The sequence below is a fragment of the Pseudomonas sp. Sample_16 genome, assembly GCF_004307665.1.
Lineage (GTDB): Bacteria > Pseudomonadota > Gammaproteobacteria > Pseudomonadales > Pseudomonadaceae > Aquipseudomonas.
The window spans coordinates 51410-71957 of record NZ_RCOB01000088.1 but is presented as its reverse complement, the minus strand read 5'-3'; the positions used below and the strand labels follow the sequence as shown (position 1 = coordinate 71957).

The following is a 20548-nucleotide window of genomic DNA, read 5'->3' as shown; positions in this document are numbered from 1 at the left end:
GGGTGACGCCGTCGCGGATGCCACTGATCAAATCGCGCAGGGTCACGCCCATGCGTGCGATGCCCTGTTGCAAAACTCCGAGTTCGTCGCGGCGGGTGACCTTGACGTCCTGGGACAGGTCGCCACTGGCAATGCGATCGACCACCGCCAGGGTGTCGCGCAGTGGGCCGGTGATCTGCCGGGTAATCAGCACCGCGGCAATGATGCCCACCAGCAATGCCAGTAGCGTGCTGACCAGCTGCAGGGTGCGGGCCTTGGCGCTTTCGGCATCACGACGGTCAAGCTGGATCTGATACAGCTGCTCGCTCAGGCTGACGATGGCTGCGCCCTGGTCGGTCATTTCCTTGCGCGCTTGCACGATATCGCTGTTCGCGGTTTTGTAAGCCTGCAAGGCGTTGCGGTAGTTGCTCAAAGCGTTTTCGAGTTGACCCAGTTCGTCTGGTTGCGCGTCGGCGAAGTGTGCATTGAGGGACTTCACGCTGGTGATCGCGGAGTCGAGTTGGGCGAGCGCTTTTTGCTCGGTCTCGGCGTTGGAGGTGGCGGTGTAGCCACGCACTTCGTAGCGGGCCAGGAGGAAGGCTTCTTTGGCGGCGGTGATGGCCTGGAACTGTTCGAAGCGTTGCTCGCTCGACGGCATTTGTTGTACGCGGATGTTGATGTCGTTGATCAGCGTGCTGGCCGTTTCGGCATTCGTGGTCATGACGTCGCGCGCACTGTTGCCAGCGCGATAAGCGCCGCGCATTTTGTTCAGGGACGTCTTGTAGGCATCGATGACAGTACCTTGCTCCCTGAGCAGCTTGAGATTCTCCGGGCTCTTGAATTTGACCAGCAAAGCTTGCTGTTGAGCGGAAAACGCGTCGAGGGTGGTTTGCACATTTTGTGCGGTGGCTTCGTCACCGTTGGCCAGCATGTATTGCAGGCGCACCACGCGCAGCTTCGTCAGGCCGGCGTTGAGCTGGGTGATGTCGCTCATCCAGTTGCTGCGGTCAATCAGGCTGCCCAGGCTGGTCCAGCCGGTGAGGGCGAGCACGCAGGTCAAGGCCAGTACCAGGCCAAACCCCAGGCCCAGTTTCAGGTTCACGCTGATATTGCCGAACCAGCTATTCATCAAAATTCCTCCAGGAACGTAATGTTTCTCGATCGTCGGTTGGCTGGAAGATTGTTGTTTTTGGGGGCCAGCATGCGGTGTAGACGGACTGTATCGGCAGCCATCGCGAGAGCTGAAAGGATTTTGTCGGAGGGATCGTGTAACAAGGTTTTTTTCACATGCGTTTCACCGGCTGCCGACGCCAATCTATTTACCTTCGCCGCATTGAATCAAAGGTTGCATGCCGGCGAGGCGGCTTGATGTGGAATTGAGACTGAATCTGTTCGGAATAAACCGCTCGATCGATTTGAGCGGTTTTGCCCGTTATCGCAATGCCGCGGTGGTACTGGCCTCGGCGCTGTTGGTGATCCCCCTCACGGTGTTTCTGTTACGGCCGGCCGCCGTGCCGGACCTGGCTCACGGCAATGTCGCCGGTGCCCGGGCGATGCTGTCGGAGTGGGCCAGGGGCGACCTGATTGTGCTGGTACGCCATGTCGAACGCTGCGATCACTCCCGCGCCGCTTGCCTGATGGGTAACGATGGCATTACCGATCGTTCGCGCAGCGTTGCGCTGGCCGTCGGTGCGCGATTCGCCCAGTTGGGGCTCGACAGCGCCGACATCTACAACAGCCCGGTACTGCGCACGGCGCAAACGGCCGGTTACATGTTCAACAAGGTCAGCAGCGGTGACGACTGGCTGGTCGACTGCAAGGGTTCCATGTTGCGCGATGCGCTGGCGCACAAAGTCGCGGGGCGCAATCTGATACTGGTGACGCACAGCGAATGCATGGTGCAACTGGAGAAAGACCTCAAACAGCCGAACGCCACCCCGGGTTACGGCGCCTCGCTGTTCATCACTGCGGCAGAACATCAAGCGCCACGCATGCTCGGCCTGATCGATGCTTCGGACTGGCGCTCGGTGACAATCCAATGAATTCACTCTCCCGTTATCGCTTTTATGCGGTCAACTTCGGTATCCCGCTGGCCTGTGCGGTTCTGGTGTTCCTGACGTTCGATCTGACCCGCATCGACATCGCCTTCAGCAATCTTTTCTTTGATCCGGTAACGCAAACATTCCCGTTGGACCATGTGCATCTGTTCGAAAAGATCACGCATAAATGGGCACGGATCATTCCGAACTGGACCGGCGAGATCGCCATCGTGGGCGCCTTGCTGTCGTTCCTCTGGCCGCGCCTGAAGGCGGAAAAACATCCGAAGATCATCGCGTTTCTGGAAAAAATAAAAGTCGCGGCAGTGCTGCGGTTTGCCAGCAAGCATCGACGGGATTTTCTCTACGTAGTGTTCGCGTTTTCCATCAGCACCGGTTTGATCCACTACCTCAAGGGCCACACCAGTGTGTATTGCCCCATTGAAACCACCCAGTACGGCGGCAAGATCGAGCACAAGGAGTGGTACGAAAACTTCGATTTGCTGAAGGTCGCCGGTGACGGTCGCTGCTGGCCGGGCGGGCATGCTTCGGGGGGCTTCACGCTGCTGGCGTTGTACTTCGTGGCACGGCGTTATCGCTGGCGTTATTCCAAGGCAATCCTGTACGGCTCGCTGGCGCTGGGATTCGTCTACGGCACCACGCGGGTGCTGCAGGGCTGGCACTACATGTCCCACACGTTCTGGGCCGGGATAGTTGTGTGGCTCGCCTGTCTGCTGACGGCGCTGGCGTTTTATGGGCGGGTGCGGTTGGAGATGCCGGTGCTGCAAAAGGTCGAAGAACCGAGAGTGGTGGCTGAGTCTCAGCCTGTTGGTTGAGACGGTTCGCACAGCTCCAATGTGGGAGCGACGTTGCTCCCACATTGGATTGATGCCGTTCGCAGCTTTTGTGCACAAACAATTATGCGGTGGCGCAGATTTATACCTGCGGATCAACGTTATCCAGCGCCCGGTTTACCGCCAGTTCCGCCAGCATGATGATCTGCGCGATGGCCAATGCGGTGTTGCGCTGAGTGCCGGTCAGGAAGGTGGCGAAATCATTGGTCATGACACTGGCTGAGGCCAATGACTCACAGGCGTGGACGAGGAGGTTTTCGGTGCTGATGTCCGGAAGGACTGTGAAGAACGGGCTTGGGCTGTAGGGCTTTTCGGTTTCGAAGGGCGGATCGGGGATTAGCTTGTCCATAGACATACCTCTTGCTGAGGCCACCACTTTCCGTTTCTCACGCGGCGAAGAGGTGGCAGCTATGTACGGGGTGAGAAAACCGGTATGGACACCCGGCCAGACCGAAGTCTGCCCGCACACAGCCGCCATAACGCATTCACGGCCAGCAGATTAGCTGGCGGCGATTATGCGATTACTGACACTGGATGACCATAAGTTGCCGGGGTTCTCACACCCGATCACTGACTTTTTCAGCGACAACAAAAGACTAGAGAGCCCACTTCCGACCGCCAACCTGAAAAACCTGTGGGATTTTTCAGCTCATTCTGAGCGTCTGTAGGACGCGTCACCCGAGGCGTGATCCTGCCATCGTCCCTCAATGTTCAGATACGCCTTGGCATAGCCTTCGCGTTCACATCCGTCGTTCAGAATTCGTAAAAAAGGAAGCGTCTTACATACAAACTATTTCGAAAGCCTCTTAATTCCCGTGTTTGGGGTTCGCCAGTAGCAGGAGCGCTACGGTTGGCGAACACCGGTTGTTCAGGACGCAGGAAGTTTGTTAATGGAACTGACAAAAATATTCTCGCCACAGAACCGGCGTCTCATCAGGTTCACATCCCCGGTGCCGGGCCAGCAAGAACTGCTGCTCGAAAGCTTTTCCGGTACTGAGAGTTTGTCGACGTTATTCAGTTTCGAGTTGTCGCTGCTCAGTCAGGATGCCCGCCTGGAACTCAAGTCATTGATCGGGCAACCCGCACTGCTCGACATTGAATTGGCGACTGGCGAGGCGCGCTACATTCACGGCTACATCAGTCGGTTCAGCCTGCAGAAAAGCGATGGTGGTTTGGCTTGTTATTCAGCCACCTTGAGCCCCTGGCTGTGGATGCTGTCCCGACGCGTCGACTCGCGGATCTTTCAAGAGCAGAGCATCGAAGACATTCTGCGCACGGTGTTCGCCCACTATGGCGTGCTGCCCAGGTTTGAGTTCCGTCTGGAGCAGCCGCTCAAGTCCCACAGCTACATCACCCAGTACCGCGAGAGCGATCTGGATTTCGTCTTGCGCCTGCTGGAACGTGAAGGGCTGTTCTTCTACTTCGCTCACACGAAGGAAGAACACTGCCTGATCATCACTGACCACTCCCGCAACCTTGAGCCGTTGATACAACAACCGCGGATCCGCTACCACAGCGCGGCGGTCACCGAGACCGCCGACTCGATCACCCGCTGGAGCAGCCAGCGGGTTTTGCAGTCCGGCCAGATGGCCATCCAGACCTTCGACTACCGGCAACCGCGCAATCCGCTGCCGGTCAGCATGCCCAGCCTCAACGTCCAGGGCGATGTGCCTGCCTATGAGATCTACGACTTTCCCGGTCATTACAGCCACGGTATGCCCGCAGAGGGCGAAGCGCTGGTGCGTCATCGACTCGAAGCCATGGAAGTGCAAGGCAAGACGTTTGAGGGCGCCAGCAACTGTCGCGCCCTGCTGCCGGGTTACACCTTCGAACTGACCCAGCACTTCGATCACGATGCTGATCCCGTGGATGATCGCCAGTTCCTCCTGATCAAGGTGGAGCACCAAGGCCGCAACAACTATCTGACGGATCAACCGGCGAACTACGACAACCGTTTCGTCTGCATCCGCCACAAGATTGCCTTTCGCCCACCGATCATTACCCCGCGACCGACGATTTCCGGGCCGCTCACTGCCATTGTCGTGGGTCCGGAAGGTGAGGAGGTTTTCACCGACGAGCTGGCGCGTGTGCAGGTTCGCTTTCATTGGCAGCGTCGACAGGATGCCGCACAAGGCACCACCTGGCTAAGGGTTGCCATGCCCAGTGGCGGCGCCGGCTTCGGCCACCAGTTTTTGCCGCGCATCGGTCAGGAAGTGCTGGTGACGTTCCTCGGCGGCGACATCGACCGGCCGCTGGTGACGTCGGTGCTCTACAACGCCGACCATTTTCCGCCGCACTTCAGTAACGCCTCGGGGTTGCCGGGCAATCGAACCTTATCCGGGATCCAGACCCGGGAACACCAGGGCAAGGGCTTCAACGAATTGCTCTTCGACGATACACCCGGCGCGCTGCGCGCCCGACTGGGCACGACCCATCAGGCCACCGCGCTGAACCTGGGCAAGCTCGTCACCCCGCGCACCGATGGCAAGGCCCAGCCACGCGGCCAGGGCGCCGAACTGCGCAGCGATGCCGCGATTGCCCTGCGGGCGGCCCAAGGGCTGTTGTTGACCACCTACGCTCGCCACGATGCGCAGGGCTCACAACTGGACCGCGAAGAACTGCTCAAGCTGTTGGCCGAGTGCGGCGAACTGTTCCAGGCCCTCGGCCAGACCGCCGCTGCCCGTGGCAGCCCGAAGATCGACACCCAGGGCATCGAGGCGTTGCGCCAGTCGTTGAGTCAATGGCCTGAACCGACCAGCAACAGTCCGGGCGAACCGGTGGTCGCGATAGCGGCTGAAGCCGGCATTGCCAGTGCCACGCCGCGCTCGCAGGTGCACTACGCCGGTGAAAACCACGACACCACCGCCCAGGACCATTTGCAGCTGAGCAGCGGCGCGGCCATGCGCCTGCAAGCCGGCAAAGGCATCAGCGCCTTCGCCCAGGACGAGGGCATCAGCGCCATCGCCAATCGCGGCAAGGTGTTGGTGCAGGCCCAGGACGACGACATGGTGCTCAACGCACAAAAGAACCTGCACCTGTCGGCGGTCGAAGGCGAATTGCTCATCACCGCCCCCACCATCCGCCTGGTGGCCGATGACGGCAGCTACATCAGGATCGGTGGCGGGGTGGAGATCGGTACGCAGGGCAAGGCGATTGTGCATGCCGGCGAGCATGACTGGGTGGGGCCGAAAACCGACAGTGCTGCCCTTCCAGTTTTCGGTCGGGACGGTGCGGACCAACGGCATCGACTGCACTACGAAGATGATCCAGGCGCCATCGTTCAAGGCCAACCCTACAAAATCGCCCTGGAGGACGGCAGCCTGGTGCAAGGCATCACAGGTGCCGAGGGTTTAACCGAGTTGCTCCAGCGAACAGAGATGCTACTCGCCAATCTCGAGGTTTTTCGCCATTCATCCCAACAGGCAGCGAACCCGGGCCCGAACAGTATCGGGGCCGACTCAGCAGGCCCTTCTGACCTCAGCGTCGGATCAGACAACCGTACCGACGGAAGCTAAGCAAAGTGTCGACCCAGTGATCGACACAGAAACATGATTTCAAAAGGATATCGAAAGCATGAGCCATACGGACAACACAGTGATCGCCACCGGCACGAGTCGTTTGCTGCCCAATAGATCGACGGATCGCAACATTGCGGTGCCGCGAGACCTGCCTGGCGTGGTGATTTTCCTGCACGGCGTGAATGACCCCGGGGCATCCTACGAGTCGGTGGAAATCGGGTTGTGCCAAGGGGTTAACGAGCGGCTGGATCGGCAGGATCTGAAGGCGGGGCGGTATGGGGCCAAGTACAACGAGGCTAACAGTACGCCCAGGAAGGAGTGGAAGGACAACGAGGGGCAAATACTCGACGATCCGGATACTTATCTTTACCAGCGCGATACAGAGGCCCCCAAGACCCGCAGCCTGTTGATTCCGTTTTATTGGGGCTACCGGGCCGAATCCGGCGAAATCAAACGCGATAAAAATGGCGATCCGGCCCGCTTGCGCGATCAATTCCTGGACCGATTCGACAATCGTCTGGATCGTCACTTCGCCAAAGGCGGCGGATTTTTCGCCAACGCCACCAACAATTTGCTGGAAATGTACGAAGAAGGGTTCGGCAAATGGCTGCGCCATTGGGTTCAACCGACCATGCCTAACTCCCTGTACATGGGCAAAGCGCCGCATCGAAGGTATTTCGTGCTGGCCGCGACCCGGCTGGCGATGCTGGTCAGCGAGATTCGCCGCGTCTCACCCGATGAAACCATCACCATCATGGGGCACAGCCAGGGCACGCTGATCACCTTGCTCGCCCAGGCCATGCTGGTGGATCGCGGTGAACGCTGTGCCGACTGCGCAATCATGGTGGCCTCGCCCTACTCGGTACTGCCGAGTGCGACCCCGAAAAATTCGCAGACCCTGCAAACTCTGTTCGACATCGTGCAACACACCACTCAATTTCCCCATACGCAACCGCCTCTCAGCGCCGTGCGCTATGGCGTACCGGGTTATGGCGGTCGCACGGGGCCGCGCTGGTCACCCGAACAAGGCGAGCGTCTGGGCGCAGACGGGAACACCCTGGTGTTTCCCGAGCGCGACAACCGCGGCAAGGTTTATCTGTATTTCTGCCCGGACGACACCACCGTAGCACTGGATGATGTGCAAGGCATCGGCACGTACGGCGTGCCGGACGCGTTGCCCGATGGCCAACCGGCCATGACCGCGCTGCAATCTATGCGCTTCTACCAACGCCTGTGGACCAGGCGCCTGCGTGATGGTGAGCCGGTACTGGTGGGCAAGCCGCCGCAGGCGGACTTCACCCGCGTCGAAGGCGAGCCGCGCTATCCCGGTGGCGGCTCGGTCGCAGCGCTAGCCTCGCAAACCGGAATTCGCAAAGGCCAGCAACGCACCATCAATGCCGAACAACTGCATCCACCCCATGCGCCGCAGATGTTTGGCGGCGAAGCCGTGACGGGGTCTAGCCATCAGGCCGGAAAGGATCGACCGGATGCGGTGTCGCAAAACGCGGCATTGGGCAACCCCGGTGCCACTTTCAAATGGATTTATGTGACCAACAGTGACCAGCGACTCGACCTGGACGATGGGCTTGTTCGCTGGAATCACGGCAAAGAGCCCGACGACCAGACCCGGGCCCTGCGCCAGACGCCGGTGTCCGGCAACCCGATGCTCAATCGTAAGGACCACTACCGCATCTACCGTGAGGAAACCCCTAACGAAATCCGTGCACGCATGCAGGTTGACCAGAAGGAATGGACTGACAACAGCTATCACTCGGCGGTATTGCGCAGCCCGGAGAACCATCGCTGGGTGACAGCGATGGACATTGCGATTGGGCAGGCCAGGTGCCTGGATGATCCGGTGATGCGTGAGGTGTTGGTGGCGATTGCGGATTGGAAGATGGAAAAAAAGCGGTTCTTTGATGAGGTGGTGCAGATGGAAGGTTGGTCGCGACTGAGCGCTGAGGCTCAAGCATTGGTGGAGGCCAGCTATCTGTATTACGACAAGGGCAAGTTTCCCTCAAATGAGCTGGTTTCGCTGACACCGCCGCAACTGGTGATGGCTTCATTGGGAAAAGGAGTACACCCATGAGGGATCGCTGGCAGGGCAAATCACAGCGACCGCGCTTGAAGGGTTATCTCTGGACGGCCGGGATATTGATAGCGACTTGGCTTGGTTTCTTGCTGTTCATCATCTACACAGCTCAGGCTGAAAACAGGGAGTTAGGGGACGTGAGCGCCGCGATGCTTAAGGGAATAGCGAGTATTTTTGGCACGCTGATATTGATCTTCAGCTTCCACTGGCTCGGCAAGGCCGAAGCCTACCAAGACGCAGAGCTTGAAACCTACAAATCAAAAGTCATGGCTGAAAGTGCCGAGCGCATGGCTACCCAGGAGCGTACTTATGCGTTGGAAATACGGGGAGTTGGACTCGCAGTCGACAATTGGCATCAATCTTCAATTTGGCGAGAAATCAAAAAGACCAATAACAATTTCACTTCGATCTATTCACGAGACCCCAAGGATTACGATGCCTCTGTTAACTCTCGGAGAATCACGGCGAGAATCAATACCCGTGTCGCTTTTACGCATGCGGCCAGCGATTCGGTAGCTTATTGGCCGATTCCCGTGTTTGCAATCGCACCGCCCAAGCAGCCGGAACACGTGGGGGCCGCCGCAAATATTTCAGATGGACGCAATGTCGCCACCTTGGGCGTGACGCTGTTTCTCTGGCAAGACGCGGACAATGCCTCGCATGCCCAAAGCATGATCGAGCGCCTATACAAGTTCTTCGACGACAATCCACAGGTACCGCAAGCATTGATCGTGAGCGAGGATGGTGATGTGACCCGAAGTGGTCTTCGCGTGGCCGGCACACCAGGTCTGCAAAATATCCATGCCGTGCCAGCGGTGTACGAAAGTATGACCGGCCTGCTGCTCACCCGTTCAGATCCGGTAGACCGCTACATCCGTCCCTTTGCCACCCAAGACTCGGAAGACAACCAGAACACAAGCACCGACATGGGCAAGCTGTGGGCGTTCTACTGGAGTCGAGATGATGCATTTCTTGATTGGTATAAAGAAAGTGAGCGTGCAAAAGGCACTACAGGTCATATTCGTCCTATTACCACCATGTCCTCCACCTACTGGCAATCCCAACTCCCCACCCTCTGGCAAACCCTGAGCAACCGAGGCCCCGGCCATTTCGAACCTTCCCCATGGCTACCGGTGCGCTGGGCCGAGCATCAGGTCAAGGAGTTCGATAAAGCCCCGGTGTTGGGCTACCTGCACCGCCCGATCAAAGTCCCGATGCGTGACGAAAACGGCAAACCGCTCAAACCCGCACTACAGGCCAAAGCCCTGCAAGCTGGTTGGCTGAAGGCAGTGGAAACCCTGCCCAAAGGTGAAAAACCGGCACGAGTGTTTTACGACAGCACCGACAACACCCCTGGCGAGATCGCCCTGACCATCGCGTTGCATGGCCTCAATGTCGATGGAGCCGGTCTCGAATTGGGCAATGTCGACGAGGGCTACGACATCGGTCGGCGCCTGGGCAACACCGGCGTCAGCAGCGCCCTGGTCGAAATCAACCTGGCCACGATTGCCAGTTATCAGGAAGGCGGCGTCAGCGCGGTGGTGTACACCGGCGAGGACGGCAGCGTCACCGTGCAAATGGTCCGCCCGCCGGACGAAGCCCGCAAAGCGAAAAACCAGCAAACCCACGGGGCTGACCCGTTCAGGTTTCGTATGCCGGGAGACAAACCATGAGCCATCCCATCTGCCTGGGCGACGCCACCAGCAGTGGCGGCACCGTGGTTTCCTGCCAGCTTGAAGGCACGCATACCCTCAATGGAAAAACTCCGGCGGTATTGGGCGATAAGGCCAAGTGTCCGCTGCATCTGGGCGAGTTTGCCTTCGTCGAAGGGCATCCGCGCCGGCGTATGAACGGCATTCCGATCGTATTGCAGGGCCATCGACTGGCCTGCGGTTGTCATGGCGTCGCGAGTAATGCTCGGCATGTGCGGGTAAGTTAGGTCGAAACCACTGTGACGCATCAGGATGGTCAGGTGCTGCCAGCTTCATTTGATCAAACAAAAAAAAGCCCGCGGGAGGGCGGGCAAACCGTAGTTTCTTGAATGAGCGAGGCCAATGTACAGGTTGTGGCTTCGAGGTGGGGTGAAGAAAAGTTCATCTGGAGGAACGCCACGGGCCAGACATCTCTGGACGGTCAGGGCAAATGATCCGCCGCAAAATCGGCTTCCGATCGCGCACGCAAACGACCCTTGCGACAGGCCTGCTGGAAAACCTCGAAGTCGCGCTCGTTCTGTTCGGTATAGCCTTGGGCATATTTGTAAAGCGCATCGGCCAGCGCCTCGCCCTTGCCGATGTAGCCGCTGATCTGCGCGGCGTATCCGGACGATTTGGCATGGGCGCGGGCCAGGGCGCGACCGCAAAGTCGACCGTAGGCTGCGAAAGCCTCTGCATCAAATGTTTCGAGTTCGGCCGAAACCTTCATGTCGCGTAACTGACGCACGTAAAAGTGACGACCGCTGGGGCCGGTGGTCCAGCCAAGGAACAGATCGCTGGCCGATTGCATCAAGCGCTGACCGTCGACCACGCGCTGCCCCTCATGGCGGACCCGCGACTTGGCTTTCACGTAATCGGCGAGTACGGAACGGCGTGCTTCCTTGAATTGCAGGAACAGCGGGAATTCCTGTTCGTCGGTCAACAGCGCCACCATGCAACGGGTGCCGACACTGCCGACACCCACCACTTTGAACGTCATGTCTTGAGCGGTGAAGCGTGACAACAATTCACGACGGTCGGCTTGCAGCGTGCCGCGGTAGTCGCGCATGAACGTGTCGAACAACGGTCGCCAGTCAGACAGTCGCAACCAGTCATCGTCGGCATCCAACAACGTGGTGTTGTTGTGCAGGTGAAAGATTTCCGGCAAATCATCGCGAATGATCAGGCGACCGTGGTTATCGCGCTCGCTGATTTTCGGCAGCAGTTCGGCATGGGTACGATGTTCGGCTTTGTCGATGGCACGTTGCACGTGTTCCAGAGTGTTTTTGCTCGCCTGTTCACGCAAATCGCCGTAGGTGATGGCCTCGTACCAGGTCTCCAGGGTGCTTTGTTCGGCGCACTCGAGCATGGTCTCCTGATAGGCCCCCAGCAGCTCATGACAGATCGAATCTTCGACCGATTTGCCGTGGCGCAAGTCGCGGGCGGCCACCACAAAACTTGTGGCCAGACGCTTTACATCCCACTCCCATGGCCCTGGATGAACTTCATCAAAGTCATTGACGCTGAACAGCAGGTTGCGTTCGGGTGTGGCGAAACCACCGAAGTTCATCAGGTGACTATCACCACAGATCGGCGAGACCAATCCCATATCAGGCGTGTCTGCCAGATCATGCGCCTGCAACAGCGCGTTGCCACGGTAAAAGGTGAACGGCGACTCCAGCATGCGCCCGTAACGCAACTCGACCAGCGACTTGATCCGCCCCTCACTCGATGCCTTGATCAGCGGAATCGGATCGCGCTTGGCTTTGCCCGACGTCGCGTGGGCACTGCGGGGGCATTTCTTGCGCGCATCTCTGCCTTGTTTGAAGCGGTCTTTGAGGAGGCTCATGTGGGCTCGTTCGGCGGGGGAGAGTGGCTTTGCCGATTGAGTGTAGAAGGGCTTTTTGCAAAATAATCATTCTGCGCTTTAGGCGCCTGTATTTTTGTTGAGTTTGCACAAAACTGCGAAATCGAAAAGCCGAGGGAGCGCATTCAGAGAATGCTCGCCGCTGTTGAGGTGGTGATTGCGCGTTATCCTCAGTATCGAGAACAGGCAACACATGTCGTCGGTGCCATTGAACAGGCTGCGGCACCATTTGCTCTGACGTTTGGCTGATTCGCGCGAGCGGGCGGGTATGTTTGTCCGAATGGATCCGATTTGTGTCGTCAATAAAATGACGGAATCGCGCTTTTATTTGCCGTACGGCGGCAAAGTAGACAAGCTATTGACAGTGTCCGTGGGATCTCCCATTATCTGCCGCGTTTTGATGGCCTTGCGCCATAAAAATGTCGGTGGTGACTGGGCAGTTCCCCATGGTTCGCAACCGCAGTACGATACAAATGCCTACACCGTCAGCGGGCTTCAAAAAGGAGCGTCCGCTTGAATCTTCAGGAAGAAATTTCATGTTCGTTGAGCGCGTACTGGTTACTGGCGGAGCGGGATTCATTGGATCGCACCTTGTAGAAGCGTTGCTGGCCAAGGGTTACAAGGTTCGAGTGCTGGATAACTTGTCGACCGGCAAAGTCAGTAACCTGCCGATGGACAATGCCAACCTGAACCTGGTGGTTGGCGATGTCGCAGACAGTGCCGCAGTGGCCCAAGCGATGCGCGATTGCAGTGCCGTCGTTCATTTGGCGGCGGTGGCTTCGGTGCAAGCGTCGGTGGATGATCCGGTCGGTACACACCAAAGCAATTTCGTCGGCACGCTCAACGTTTGTGAAAGCATGTTGAAGGCCGGTATCAAGCGCGTCGTGTTCGCCTCCAGTGCTGCCATTTACGGCAACAACGGCGAAGGTTCGGCGATCGACGAAGACACGCCAAAATCGCCACTCACACCCTATGCCAGCGACAAGTTGTCCAGTGAGCATTACCTGGACTTCTATCGCCGTGAACACGGCCTGGAGCCGGTGATCCTGCGCTTCTTCAACATCTTTGGCCCGCGCCAGGATCCGTCCTCGCCGTACTCCGGTGTGATCAGCATTTTCACCGAGCGGGCGTTGAAGCAACTGCCGGTGTCGATTTTCGGTGACGGTGAGCAGACCCGCGACTTCGTCTATGTCCTGGACCTGGTGAGCATCCTGCTGCAAGCCGTGGAGACCAGTGAGCCGCGTCCTGGAGCGGTGAACATTGGCCTCAGCCGTTCCACCAGCCTCAATGATTTGATCGCTGAACTGGGGGTTGCCACCGGCAATCCTTTGACGGTAAACAAACAGGCGCCACGTCAAGGCGACATTCGCCATTCGCGCGCCAATAATGCTCGCCTGCTCGAACGCTTTGATCTTCCGGAACCGACTTCCATCGGCAACGGTCTAGCGCAACTCATCCGCAGTTTGTAACTCGGTCGGCTTAAGCTGTCCGACGTTCAAGCAGTACTGATCCGTCATTTCAAGAGTGAGTTATGGAAATCGTTTTTCGCAGGACGCGTGTCCGCTCGGTCGCCAAGCGACTGTTAGCCGCTCTGGCGCTGTGTGTGAGTGGCCCCGCCGTGCAAGCCGCGGTATTGACGCCTCCCTCAAGCGTGACTTTCTGGTATGCCGACGAGCCGCCGATCTCTGAGCTGGCGCAGTTTGACTGGGCTGTCGTCGAACCCGGGCACATGACGGCCAACGATGTCAAAACGTTGCGCAAGCTGGGCAGCGAACCGTTTGCCTATATGTCTGTGGGCGAGTTCGACGGTTCAAAAGCGGATATCTCCAAGGCTGGCCTGGACAAGGCTGTCTCTCCGGTGCGAAACGACTCGTGGAACAGCCAGGTCATGGACCTCACGGCACCGGCCTGGCGCGAACATTTGCTCGGCCGTGCCAGGCAGCTGCAAGCCCAGGGCTATGGCGGACTTTTTCTCGATACTCTCGACAGTTTCACTCTACTGCCAGAGGCATCACGTGAAGCCCAGCGTGCCGGCCTTGCCAGTTTTCTGCGGGAACTGCACAAGCAGCAGCCAAAGCTGAAGCTGTTTTTCAATCGTGGCTTTGAAGTGCTCCCGGAGCTTGACGGCGTGGCTGCAGCGGTAGCTTTCGAGTCGCTCTACGCTGGTTGGGACGCATCCGCCAAACGATACCGTCCAGTGCCGGAGGCGGACCGCCAATGGCTGCTGGGCCAGTTGCAACCGTTGCGTGCCAAAGGGATTCCACTGGTGGCGATCGACTATTTGCCACCGGAACGACGCGAAGAGGCCCGCAAGCTGGCCAAGCGTTTGCGCGATGAAGGTTTCATTCCTTTCATCAGCACCCCGGAACTGAATTCGATGGGCATCAGCAACATCGAAGTGCAGCCGCGGCGTGTCGCGTTGGTTTACGACCCGCGCGAAGGTGACCTGGCCAACAACGCCGGTCACACCTATCTGGGCGGGCTGCTCGAATACCTGGGTTATCGCGTTGACTACCTGCCTGCCAGCAGCTCCATGCCGGATTATCGCTTCAGTGGCTTGTATGCCGGTGTGATTACGTGGATGACCAGCGGTTCGCCGCAAGATGCTCCGGCATTCAACCGTTTCATCAGCGCACGTCTGGACGAGCAGGTACCGGTGGTATTTTTCTCCGGCCTGCCGGTTGAAGACCAGGTTCTGCTCAAGCGCATGGGCCTGAAGCGAGAAGCCCCGCCGGGTACCCAAGCACTGACAGTGACTCATCAAGACAAGGCGCTGCTCGGCGCTTTTGAAGCACCGGTGCAGCCCCGATCCCGTGACCTGACGGCGGTCTCGGTATTGCCCAAGGGGCCGACACCGGCACTTTCGCTGAGCAATGCTGCAGGGCAAACCTTCGACCCGGTCGTCATTGGCGATTGGGGCGGACTGGCGTTGGCACCCTACATTCTTGAGGTGAACAACGAGCGCAGTCGCTGGATTCTCGACCCCTTCGCCTTCCTCAAGGCAAGCCTGCGTCTGCCTGAGCAACCACGGCCGGACACCACCACAGAAAACGGCCGTCGAATCGCCACCGTACACATCGACGGCGATGGCTTTCCCTCCCGCGCCGAAGTGCGTGGCACGCCATATGCCGGCCGTCACACGCTGGATGACTACATCAAGCCCAACCCGTTCCTGACGTCGGTGTCGATCGTCGAGGGTGAAATTTCGCCACGTGGCATGTTCCCGCACCTGGCACGCGAACTGGAGCCCATCGCCCGCGAGATCTTCGCCAATCCGAAAGTCGAAGTGGCCACCCACACCTTCAGCCATCCGTTTTTCATGCAGCCGGAAAAGGCCACTAAACGTGAGAATTTCAAACCGGAATATGGTTTGAACATGGCTATTGCGGGCTACGACAAAATTGATTTTTATCGCGAGGTTGTCGGTTCCCGCGACTACATCAACCAGCAGCTCACCACTCCGGAAAAACCGGTGAAAATGGTGTTCTGGCCAGGTGACGCCTTGCCTTCGGCAGCCACGCTGAAGATTGCCTACGATGCCGGTCTGAAAAACGTCAACGGCGCGGAAACGATGATGACCAAGGCCGATCCGTCGCTGACCGGGTTGAACCCGCTACTGCGCCCTACCGAGGGCGGTTTGCAGTACTACGCGCCGATCATCAACGAGAACCTCTACACCAACCTGTGGAAAGGTCCGTATTACGGTTTCCGCGAAGTGATCGACACCTTCGAGCTGACCGACAGCCCGCGCCGCCTGCGTGGCCTGCACCTTTACTACCACTTTTATTCAAGCACCAAGCAGGCTTCGATCAAGGCCATGCACGAGATCTACGGCTACATGCGCGACCAGCAGCCGATGTCGCTGTGGATGAGCGACTACATCGATCGATTGCACGGCTTGTATCAGGCCAGCCTGGCGCGGACCGCCGATGGCAACTGGCAGATTCGCGGCATGGATGCATTGCGCACCGTGCGCCTGGACCCGCAAATGGGCTGGCCGGATTTGCTGCGATCGCAAGGCATTGCCGGTGTTCGAGACATACCGCAAGGGCGCTATGTGGCACTGAGCAGCGACCGAGCACTGCTGGTGCTGCGACCTGATCGGGACAGCCGCCCGGCATTGGAGGAAGCCAATTTGCCTCTGCTGAGTTGGCAGTACCTGGATGATCAACGTGTGAGTTTTTCGTTTGCCGGGCAGTTTGATCTGACCTTCTCGGTACGGTCGGCGAGTGCCTGCCGGGTCGAAGTGGATGGACAGCGTTTTGCAGGCAAGGCATCGGCCGGTCTGTGGACTTTTCAATTACCAATGAAGCAGGTGAGTAATGGTCAGCTCTTCTGCAACTAATTCTTCAGCGAGCAAAAACAGCCGCCTGCTCAACCCGTGGGCGCTGGCGGTGGTGGCGGTTGCCGTGGGCGGTCTGCTGTGGGCAACCTTCCAGCGTGAAGAAGTATTCCAGCCTGACGGCCGCGAGCCGGATGCGGTTTCCGCCAACTATGCCGAACTGCTGCTGACCGCTCACCCGGAAGACGATCACCTGCGTCTGCAACTGGTCGACCTGTTGATTCGCCTCGGTGATTACACCAAGGCCCGCCAGCATCTGGAGAATTGGCCCAAGCCGAACCTGCAATTGCAGGCGTATTACCGGCTCGAACTGGATGCGCTGGAAGCGGCCAAGGACAGTGACCTGATCACCCAGCAGGCCTTGGTCGAGCGTCTGAAAAGCTTCGATCACCGGATGCTGCCATTGCCGCAATTGCAGAACCTGGCCAAGCTCGCACTGACCTTGCAGGCACCGGCGTTTGCCGCCAGTGTCTATGAAGAAATTGCTGCTCGCGACCCGCAGCAGCGCAGCGCGGCGCTCAAGTCCGCTGCGCAATGGTATCTGGCGGGCGAGCAACCGGGGCGCGCCGCAGAAATCTATCTGCAGTTGAGAAAGGATACTGATCAGGCGGGCGAGCGTCGTGAGTATGCCCAGTTGGCCTACAACAGCCTGTTGGCTTCCGGTCAGGGCGACCAGGCTGCGCAGGTGCTTGAAGATGAAATCGACTCGCTGATCAACCCGCAAACCGACTCGGCCTGGGTCCAGCAGGGCGTCGATGTGGCCGTCGCCAGCAAGCGCTTCGATCTGGCGCAGCGCTTCCTGCAACAGTGGCGCATCCTGCAACCGGACAACCCGCAGATCCTGCAGAAGGATTTCAGCATGCGTCTGGCCCTCGGCGATTTGCCGGGCGCCTGGGAAAGTGGCCAGCAACTGCTCGAAAAACATCCCGAAGATGTGCAGTTGCTTGAGCAGATGGCCCACCTCGGCGAATGGCAGGGTGAAAACGAAGCGGCGCTCGGTTACTGGATTCGTCTGTTGAAGCTGCGCGAAAGTGCGCAAACCCGTGAGCACGCCTGGCGCCTGGCCAGCCAGCAGTTCGACTTCGACCGCTCGATTCCGTTGCTTGCCGAGATCATGGAGCAGCGTGCGCTGACCGACATCGAACTCGATGCGCTGATCTACGGTCACGAATCGCGGGGTACGCCAAAAGAGGCTGAAGCCTGGCTGCGCACGTATTTGCGCAAGTACCCCAAGCATCGCCTGGCCTGGACGCGCCTGCTGCAAAACCTGGAAAACACCGGGCAATATGCAGCCAAGGCCAACGTTTACAAGGACTACTCGAAACGTTTTGCGCTGACCACCACCGAGCGCGTCGATTGGGTCGATACCTATCTCAAGTTGTTCGATAACACGTCGGCATGGCAAGTGTTGCAAGTCGATAACCGCACCATCACTGATCCGAACTACTGGCGCTCCCGGGCCTCGCTGGCCTGGGACCTGGAACGGGACGATGAATTGCAGGTGTCGCTCGAGAAGCTGTTGAAGCTCAAGGGCTCGCTCAACAGCGGCGACGAGAGTCAGTTGATCACCCTTTATCGAACCAGCAATCCACAGCGCGCTCTGCAGTTGATGGTCGCCAGCTGGCAACGCAGCCACGACCAGCAGCGTTTGGTCGAGGCCTTGCAGCAAGCCCAGGAATTGCAGGACTGGCCGCAAGTGGAGTCGCTGCTCAAGGACGCCGAGCAATACCCTGATGCCTATGGCCAGTCTCAAGTGTTGGCAGTACGCGGTGCATTGGCAGTGCAGAAGGGCCAGACCGACGAAGCGCTGCGCCTGTATCAGGAAGGCCTCGCGCGGTTCCCTGACGACAACCTGTTCCGCGAGCGCCTGATGTGGCTCTACGTCGATCAGGGCAACACCGCCGCACTCAAGCCTTTGCTGAGCCAATGGAAAGCCCGGGCGCGCGAAGACCGTCTGCTGTGGCTGCCATTCGCCAGCGCCAGTCAGATGCTCGGCCGCGACAGCGAAGCGTTGGCCTGGTATCGCATGTACCTCAAGAGCAGTCCTCAGGACTGGCTGGTGCAAGCGGCCTACGCCGATGCGCTGGACAGTGCCGGCTATAAGGATGCGGCCCAGCGTCTGCGCTTGAAGCTGCTGCGCAGCCCCGAAGGCGAAAATCTGCAGCCGTCGTCTCAACGCTACGGCACCTGGTTGCGTTTGATGGCCAGCAGCTATTCACCGAAAAAGGCCCAGCAGGAAGTCCTGAAATGGAAGGACGGCTCGCCGGCGATGTTGCAACTGTGGTTTGAGCGTTTGCTGGCGCGTCTTGATGCGACCAATCAGGAATCGCAAAAAGACCAATGGCTGGCTTGGGCGCGCAGTCAGGGCCTGAAGGTCGAGCGTTATGAGCAGATTCAGGAAGCTCTGCGCAGCCGCAACAAGGCGCAGGTCGAAACGTTGTTGGCCAGCAGCGACCTCAACCCGGCGCAACGCGCTCAGGCCCTCAGTCGTCTGGGTCGCCTGAATGAAGCCCTCGACACCAGCCTGACGGCGCTCGGTGATGAGCAGCCGGAAGCGGTGCGCGAACAGCTGCGCCGCCAGGCTGTGGAGATCCACGAACGCACGCCGCAAGGTGCGCAGTTGTCGTGGCATGAACAGGACTTCGGCGGCCTGGAGTTCAACGCGCCACGCCTGGAGATTGCGCACAACCTGGGCGATAAGTGGTACGCCGATCTTGAGCTGGAGCAGGGCGACTACAGTGGTGACGAAATCGAATCATCGCGCATCGGCGAGGAGCGTAACGCCGCCCTGACCCTGCAACGTGCGGTCGAGGACGGCAGCTATAAACTGTTCGCCGATACCAGCCAGCGCAGCGATGACGACCGCAACGGCCTGGGCCTGTCCCGGACCTGGCAGCTGGGTGTGAGCGATGAACTGGAAACCGGCGTCGACTGGCATCGCAAGAACGAAGACAGCGGCTTGATGCGCGCCTTCGGCCAACAGGACCGCGTGTATCTGGGTGGCCGCCATAGTTTGACAGCCCGCGATCAGGTCAGTTGGGAAGTCGCGCAGCGGTCGTTTTCCACCCGGGCCGGTGACGATCTGGGCGATGGCCATGCGCTGAAAATGGAGTACAACCACACGCTGGAATTCGCCGGTCCCAACTGGACCGTGCGCAGCGGTGTCGACTACCAGAAGAATCGGGTCAAGGATAAGTCGCTGGATTACCTGTCGACTAACTTTGGTGGCCCGGTCATCAGAGCCGCGCCTGTGCAGACGTTCGACCCTGATACCGGTTTGCCCGACCCGATCAATCCACTGGATATCGAGACCGTCACCGCCAGCGACCTGCTGCAAAGTCGCTATGGCCAACTGTATGTCGGCAGCTCCTGGCGTCGCGGCATACCTGGCGCGCTGGTGCGGACCAGGCCGCAGTACACCTGGCTGGTTGACCTGACGGCAGGCTGGCAATGGACCGATCAAACATTCAACTACGGCATTAATACCGGGATCGGTGTTGAAGTGCTGGGTGACGACGAACTGGCCCTGACCTTCGGCTACCAATCCGCGCCACAAGGCGGGGACGGCAAGGCCGGCGGAACACTGGGTGTGAGCTACGGCGTGCGTTTCGGACGCTGATCATGGAATTTCTACGGGAGAAAAACGTATGCAAGCAATTCGTAATCTGAGCCTGGCGCTGGCGGTCCTGGTCGTCGCCGGTTGTGCCAGTTTCACCGACGAAAGCAGCCCGAGCCTGCCGCGCACTGCGCAGTGGGGCATCGTGCCGATGGTCAACTATTCGCAGACGCCGCAGGCCGGTGAACGCAGCGAGCAAATCCTGCTCAGCGTCCTCAGCAGCCATGGCTTGCAACCACGGGTTTACCCGGCCAGCACTCAGGGTGAGCAAGCGCTGATGGACGATAACGAGCGTCTGGCCGGTGCCCTGGATTGGGCGCGTGAGCAGAAGCTCGATTACGTGGTCGCCGGTAGCGTCGAAGAGTGGCAGTACAAGAATGGCCTGGACGGCGAACCGGCGGTGGGCATCAGCCTGCGCGTGCTGGATGCCGACAGCGGCCGGGTGCTCTGGAGCAAAAGCGGCGCGCGTGCCGGTTGGTCTCGTGAAAGCCTCGCGGGTACCGCGCAAAAGGTGCTCGACAAACTTGTTGGCGCCCTTACGTTCGAGTGATCG

12 protein-coding genes and 1 pseudogene are annotated in these 20548 nt (G+C 59.0%); 10 read left to right on the top strand and 3 right to left on the bottom strand.

Translation table 11 applies throughout. From position 1 onward, the window contains the following. Window positions 1-1108 (bottom strand): methyl-accepting chemotaxis protein (locus tag D8U69_RS13055; RefSeq protein ID WP_130907456.1); only part of this gene is annotated, 1108 nt, incomplete at its 3' end. Window positions 1109-1349: 241 nt separating this feature from the next. Between D8U69_RS13055 and D8U69_RS13050 the strand changes: the two genes are divergently transcribed. Together D8U69_RS13050 and D8U69_RS13045 are read left to right on the top strand one after the other, a co-directional pair. Beyond that, window positions 1350-2021, top strand: coding sequence for a histidine phosphatase family protein (locus D8U69_RS13050; protein WP_056854926.1), 672 nt, complete (start codon window positions 1350-1352; stop codon window positions 2019-2021). Then, entirely contained in the window at window positions 2018-2851 is an 834-nt protein-coding gene (locus D8U69_RS13045) for a phosphatase PAP2 family protein (protein ID WP_130907455.1), read from the top strand. Before D8U69_RS13050 ends, D8U69_RS13045 begins: the two co-directional genes overlap by 4 nt. A 100-nt stretch (window positions 2852-2951) precedes the next feature. Here D8U69_RS13045 and D8U69_RS13040 read toward each other — a convergent pair whose 3' ends face one another. Then, window positions 2952-3218, bottom strand: coding sequence for a DUF6124 family protein (locus D8U69_RS13040; RefSeq protein WP_056854928.1), 267 nt, complete (start codon window positions 3216-3218; stop codon window positions 2952-2954). A 535-nt stretch (window positions 3219-3753) separates the two neighbouring features. On the opposite strand from D8U69_RS13040, the pseudogene tssI reads away from it, so the two are divergent. From tssI to D8U69_RS13020, 4 genes and pseudogenes are all read left to right on the top strand, one after another. Then, a pseudogene (gene tssI / locus D8U69_RS13035) lies at window positions 3754-6240 on the top strand (type VI secretion system tip protein TssI/VgrG); the annotation flags it as partial. 202 nt (window positions 6241-6442) lie between these two features. Further along, window positions 6443-8476 carry a DUF3274 domain-containing protein gene (locus tag D8U69_RS13030; RefSeq protein WP_130907454.1) on the top strand — a complete coding sequence of 678 codons (2034 nt, stop codon included), beginning with the start codon at window positions 6443-6445 and terminating at the stop codon, window positions 8474-8476. Continuing rightward, entirely contained in the window at window positions 8473-10152 is a 1680-nt protein-coding gene (locus D8U69_RS13025) for a DUF2875 family protein (RefSeq protein WP_130907453.1), read from the top strand. Before D8U69_RS13030 ends, D8U69_RS13025 begins: the two co-directional genes overlap by 4 nt. Continuing rightward, entirely contained in the window at window positions 10149-10418 is a 270-nt protein-coding gene (locus tag D8U69_RS13020) for a PAAR domain-containing protein (protein ID WP_130907452.1), read from the top strand. The genes D8U69_RS13025 and D8U69_RS13020 overlap by 4 nt, the downstream gene beginning before the upstream one ends. A 194-nt stretch (window positions 10419-10612) precedes the next feature. Here D8U69_RS13020 and D8U69_RS13015 read toward each other — a convergent pair whose 3' ends face one another. Further along, on the bottom strand, window positions 10613-12019 hold the full coding sequence (locus D8U69_RS13015; RefSeq protein WP_130907451.1) for a DUF2252 domain-containing protein: 1407 nt from the start codon (window positions 12017-12019) through the stop codon (window positions 10613-10615). 554 nt (window positions 12020-12573) lie between these two features. Here D8U69_RS13015 and D8U69_RS13005 point away from each other — a divergent pair. The 4 genes from D8U69_RS13005 to D8U69_RS12990 all read left to right on the top strand — a co-directional run bounded on the left by D8U69_RS13005 (window position 12574) and on the right by D8U69_RS12990 (window position 20545). After that, window positions 12574-13506, top strand: coding sequence for an NAD-dependent epimerase/dehydratase family protein (locus D8U69_RS13005; protein ID WP_056854935.1), 933 nt, complete (start codon window positions 12574-12576; stop codon window positions 13504-13506). A gap of 62 nt (window positions 13507-13568) precedes the next feature. After that, complete coding sequence (locus D8U69_RS13000; RefSeq protein ID WP_130907450.1) at window positions 13569-16382, top strand: bifunctional glycoside hydrolase 114/ polysaccharide deacetylase family protein; 2814 nt, start codon at window positions 13569-13571, stop codon at window positions 16380-16382. Further along, a complete protein-coding gene (locus tag D8U69_RS12995; RefSeq protein ID WP_130907449.1) occupies window positions 16360-19998 on the top strand; it encodes a tetratricopeptide repeat protein in 3639 nt (1212 codons plus the stop codon). The genes D8U69_RS13000 and D8U69_RS12995 overlap by 23 nt, the downstream gene beginning before the upstream one ends. A gap of 28 nt (window positions 19999-20026) precedes the next feature. Next, window positions 20027-20545, top strand: a complete 519-nt coding sequence (locus D8U69_RS12990) for a hypothetical protein (protein ID WP_056854938.1) — start codon at window positions 20027-20029, stop codon at window positions 20543-20545. The last annotated feature ends 3 nt before the right edge of the window (window positions 20546-20548 follow it).

Coding starts and splice junctions, on each gene's coding strand:
- D8U69_RS13000 (WP_130907450.1), top strand. CDS start 13,569: ATGGAAATCGTTTTTCGCAGGACGCGTGTCCGCTCGGTCGCCAAGCGA.
- D8U69_RS13015 (WP_130907451.1), bottom strand. CDS start 12,019: ATGAGCCTCCTCAAAGACCGCTTCAAACAAGGCAGAGATGCGCGCAAG.
- D8U69_RS12990 (WP_056854938.1), top strand. CDS start 20,027: ATGCAAGCAATTCGTAATCTGAGCCTGGCGCTGGCGGTCCTGGTCGTC.
- D8U69_RS13040 (WP_056854928.1), bottom strand. CDS start 3,218: ATGGACAAGCTAATCCCCGATCCGCCCTTCGAAACCGAAAAGCCCTAC.
- D8U69_RS13045 (WP_130907455.1), top strand. CDS start 2,018: ATGAATTCACTCTCCCGTTATCGCTTTTATGCGGTCAACTTCGGTATC.
- D8U69_RS13025 (WP_130907453.1), top strand. CDS start 8,473: ATGAGGGATCGCTGGCAGGGCAAATCACAGCGACCGCGCTTGAAGGGT.
- D8U69_RS13030 (WP_130907454.1), top strand. CDS start 6,443: ATGAGCCATACGGACAACACAGTGATCGCCACCGGCACGAGTCGTTTG.
- D8U69_RS12995 (WP_130907449.1), top strand. CDS start 16,360: ATGGTCAGCTCTTCTGCAACTAATTCTTCAGCGAGCAAAAACAGCCGC.
- D8U69_RS13020 (WP_130907452.1), top strand. CDS start 10,149: ATGAGCCATCCCATCTGCCTGGGCGACGCCACCAGCAGTGGCGGCACC.
- D8U69_RS13005 (WP_056854935.1), top strand. CDS start 12,574: ATGTTCGTTGAGCGCGTACTGGTTACTGGCGGAGCGGGATTCATTGGA.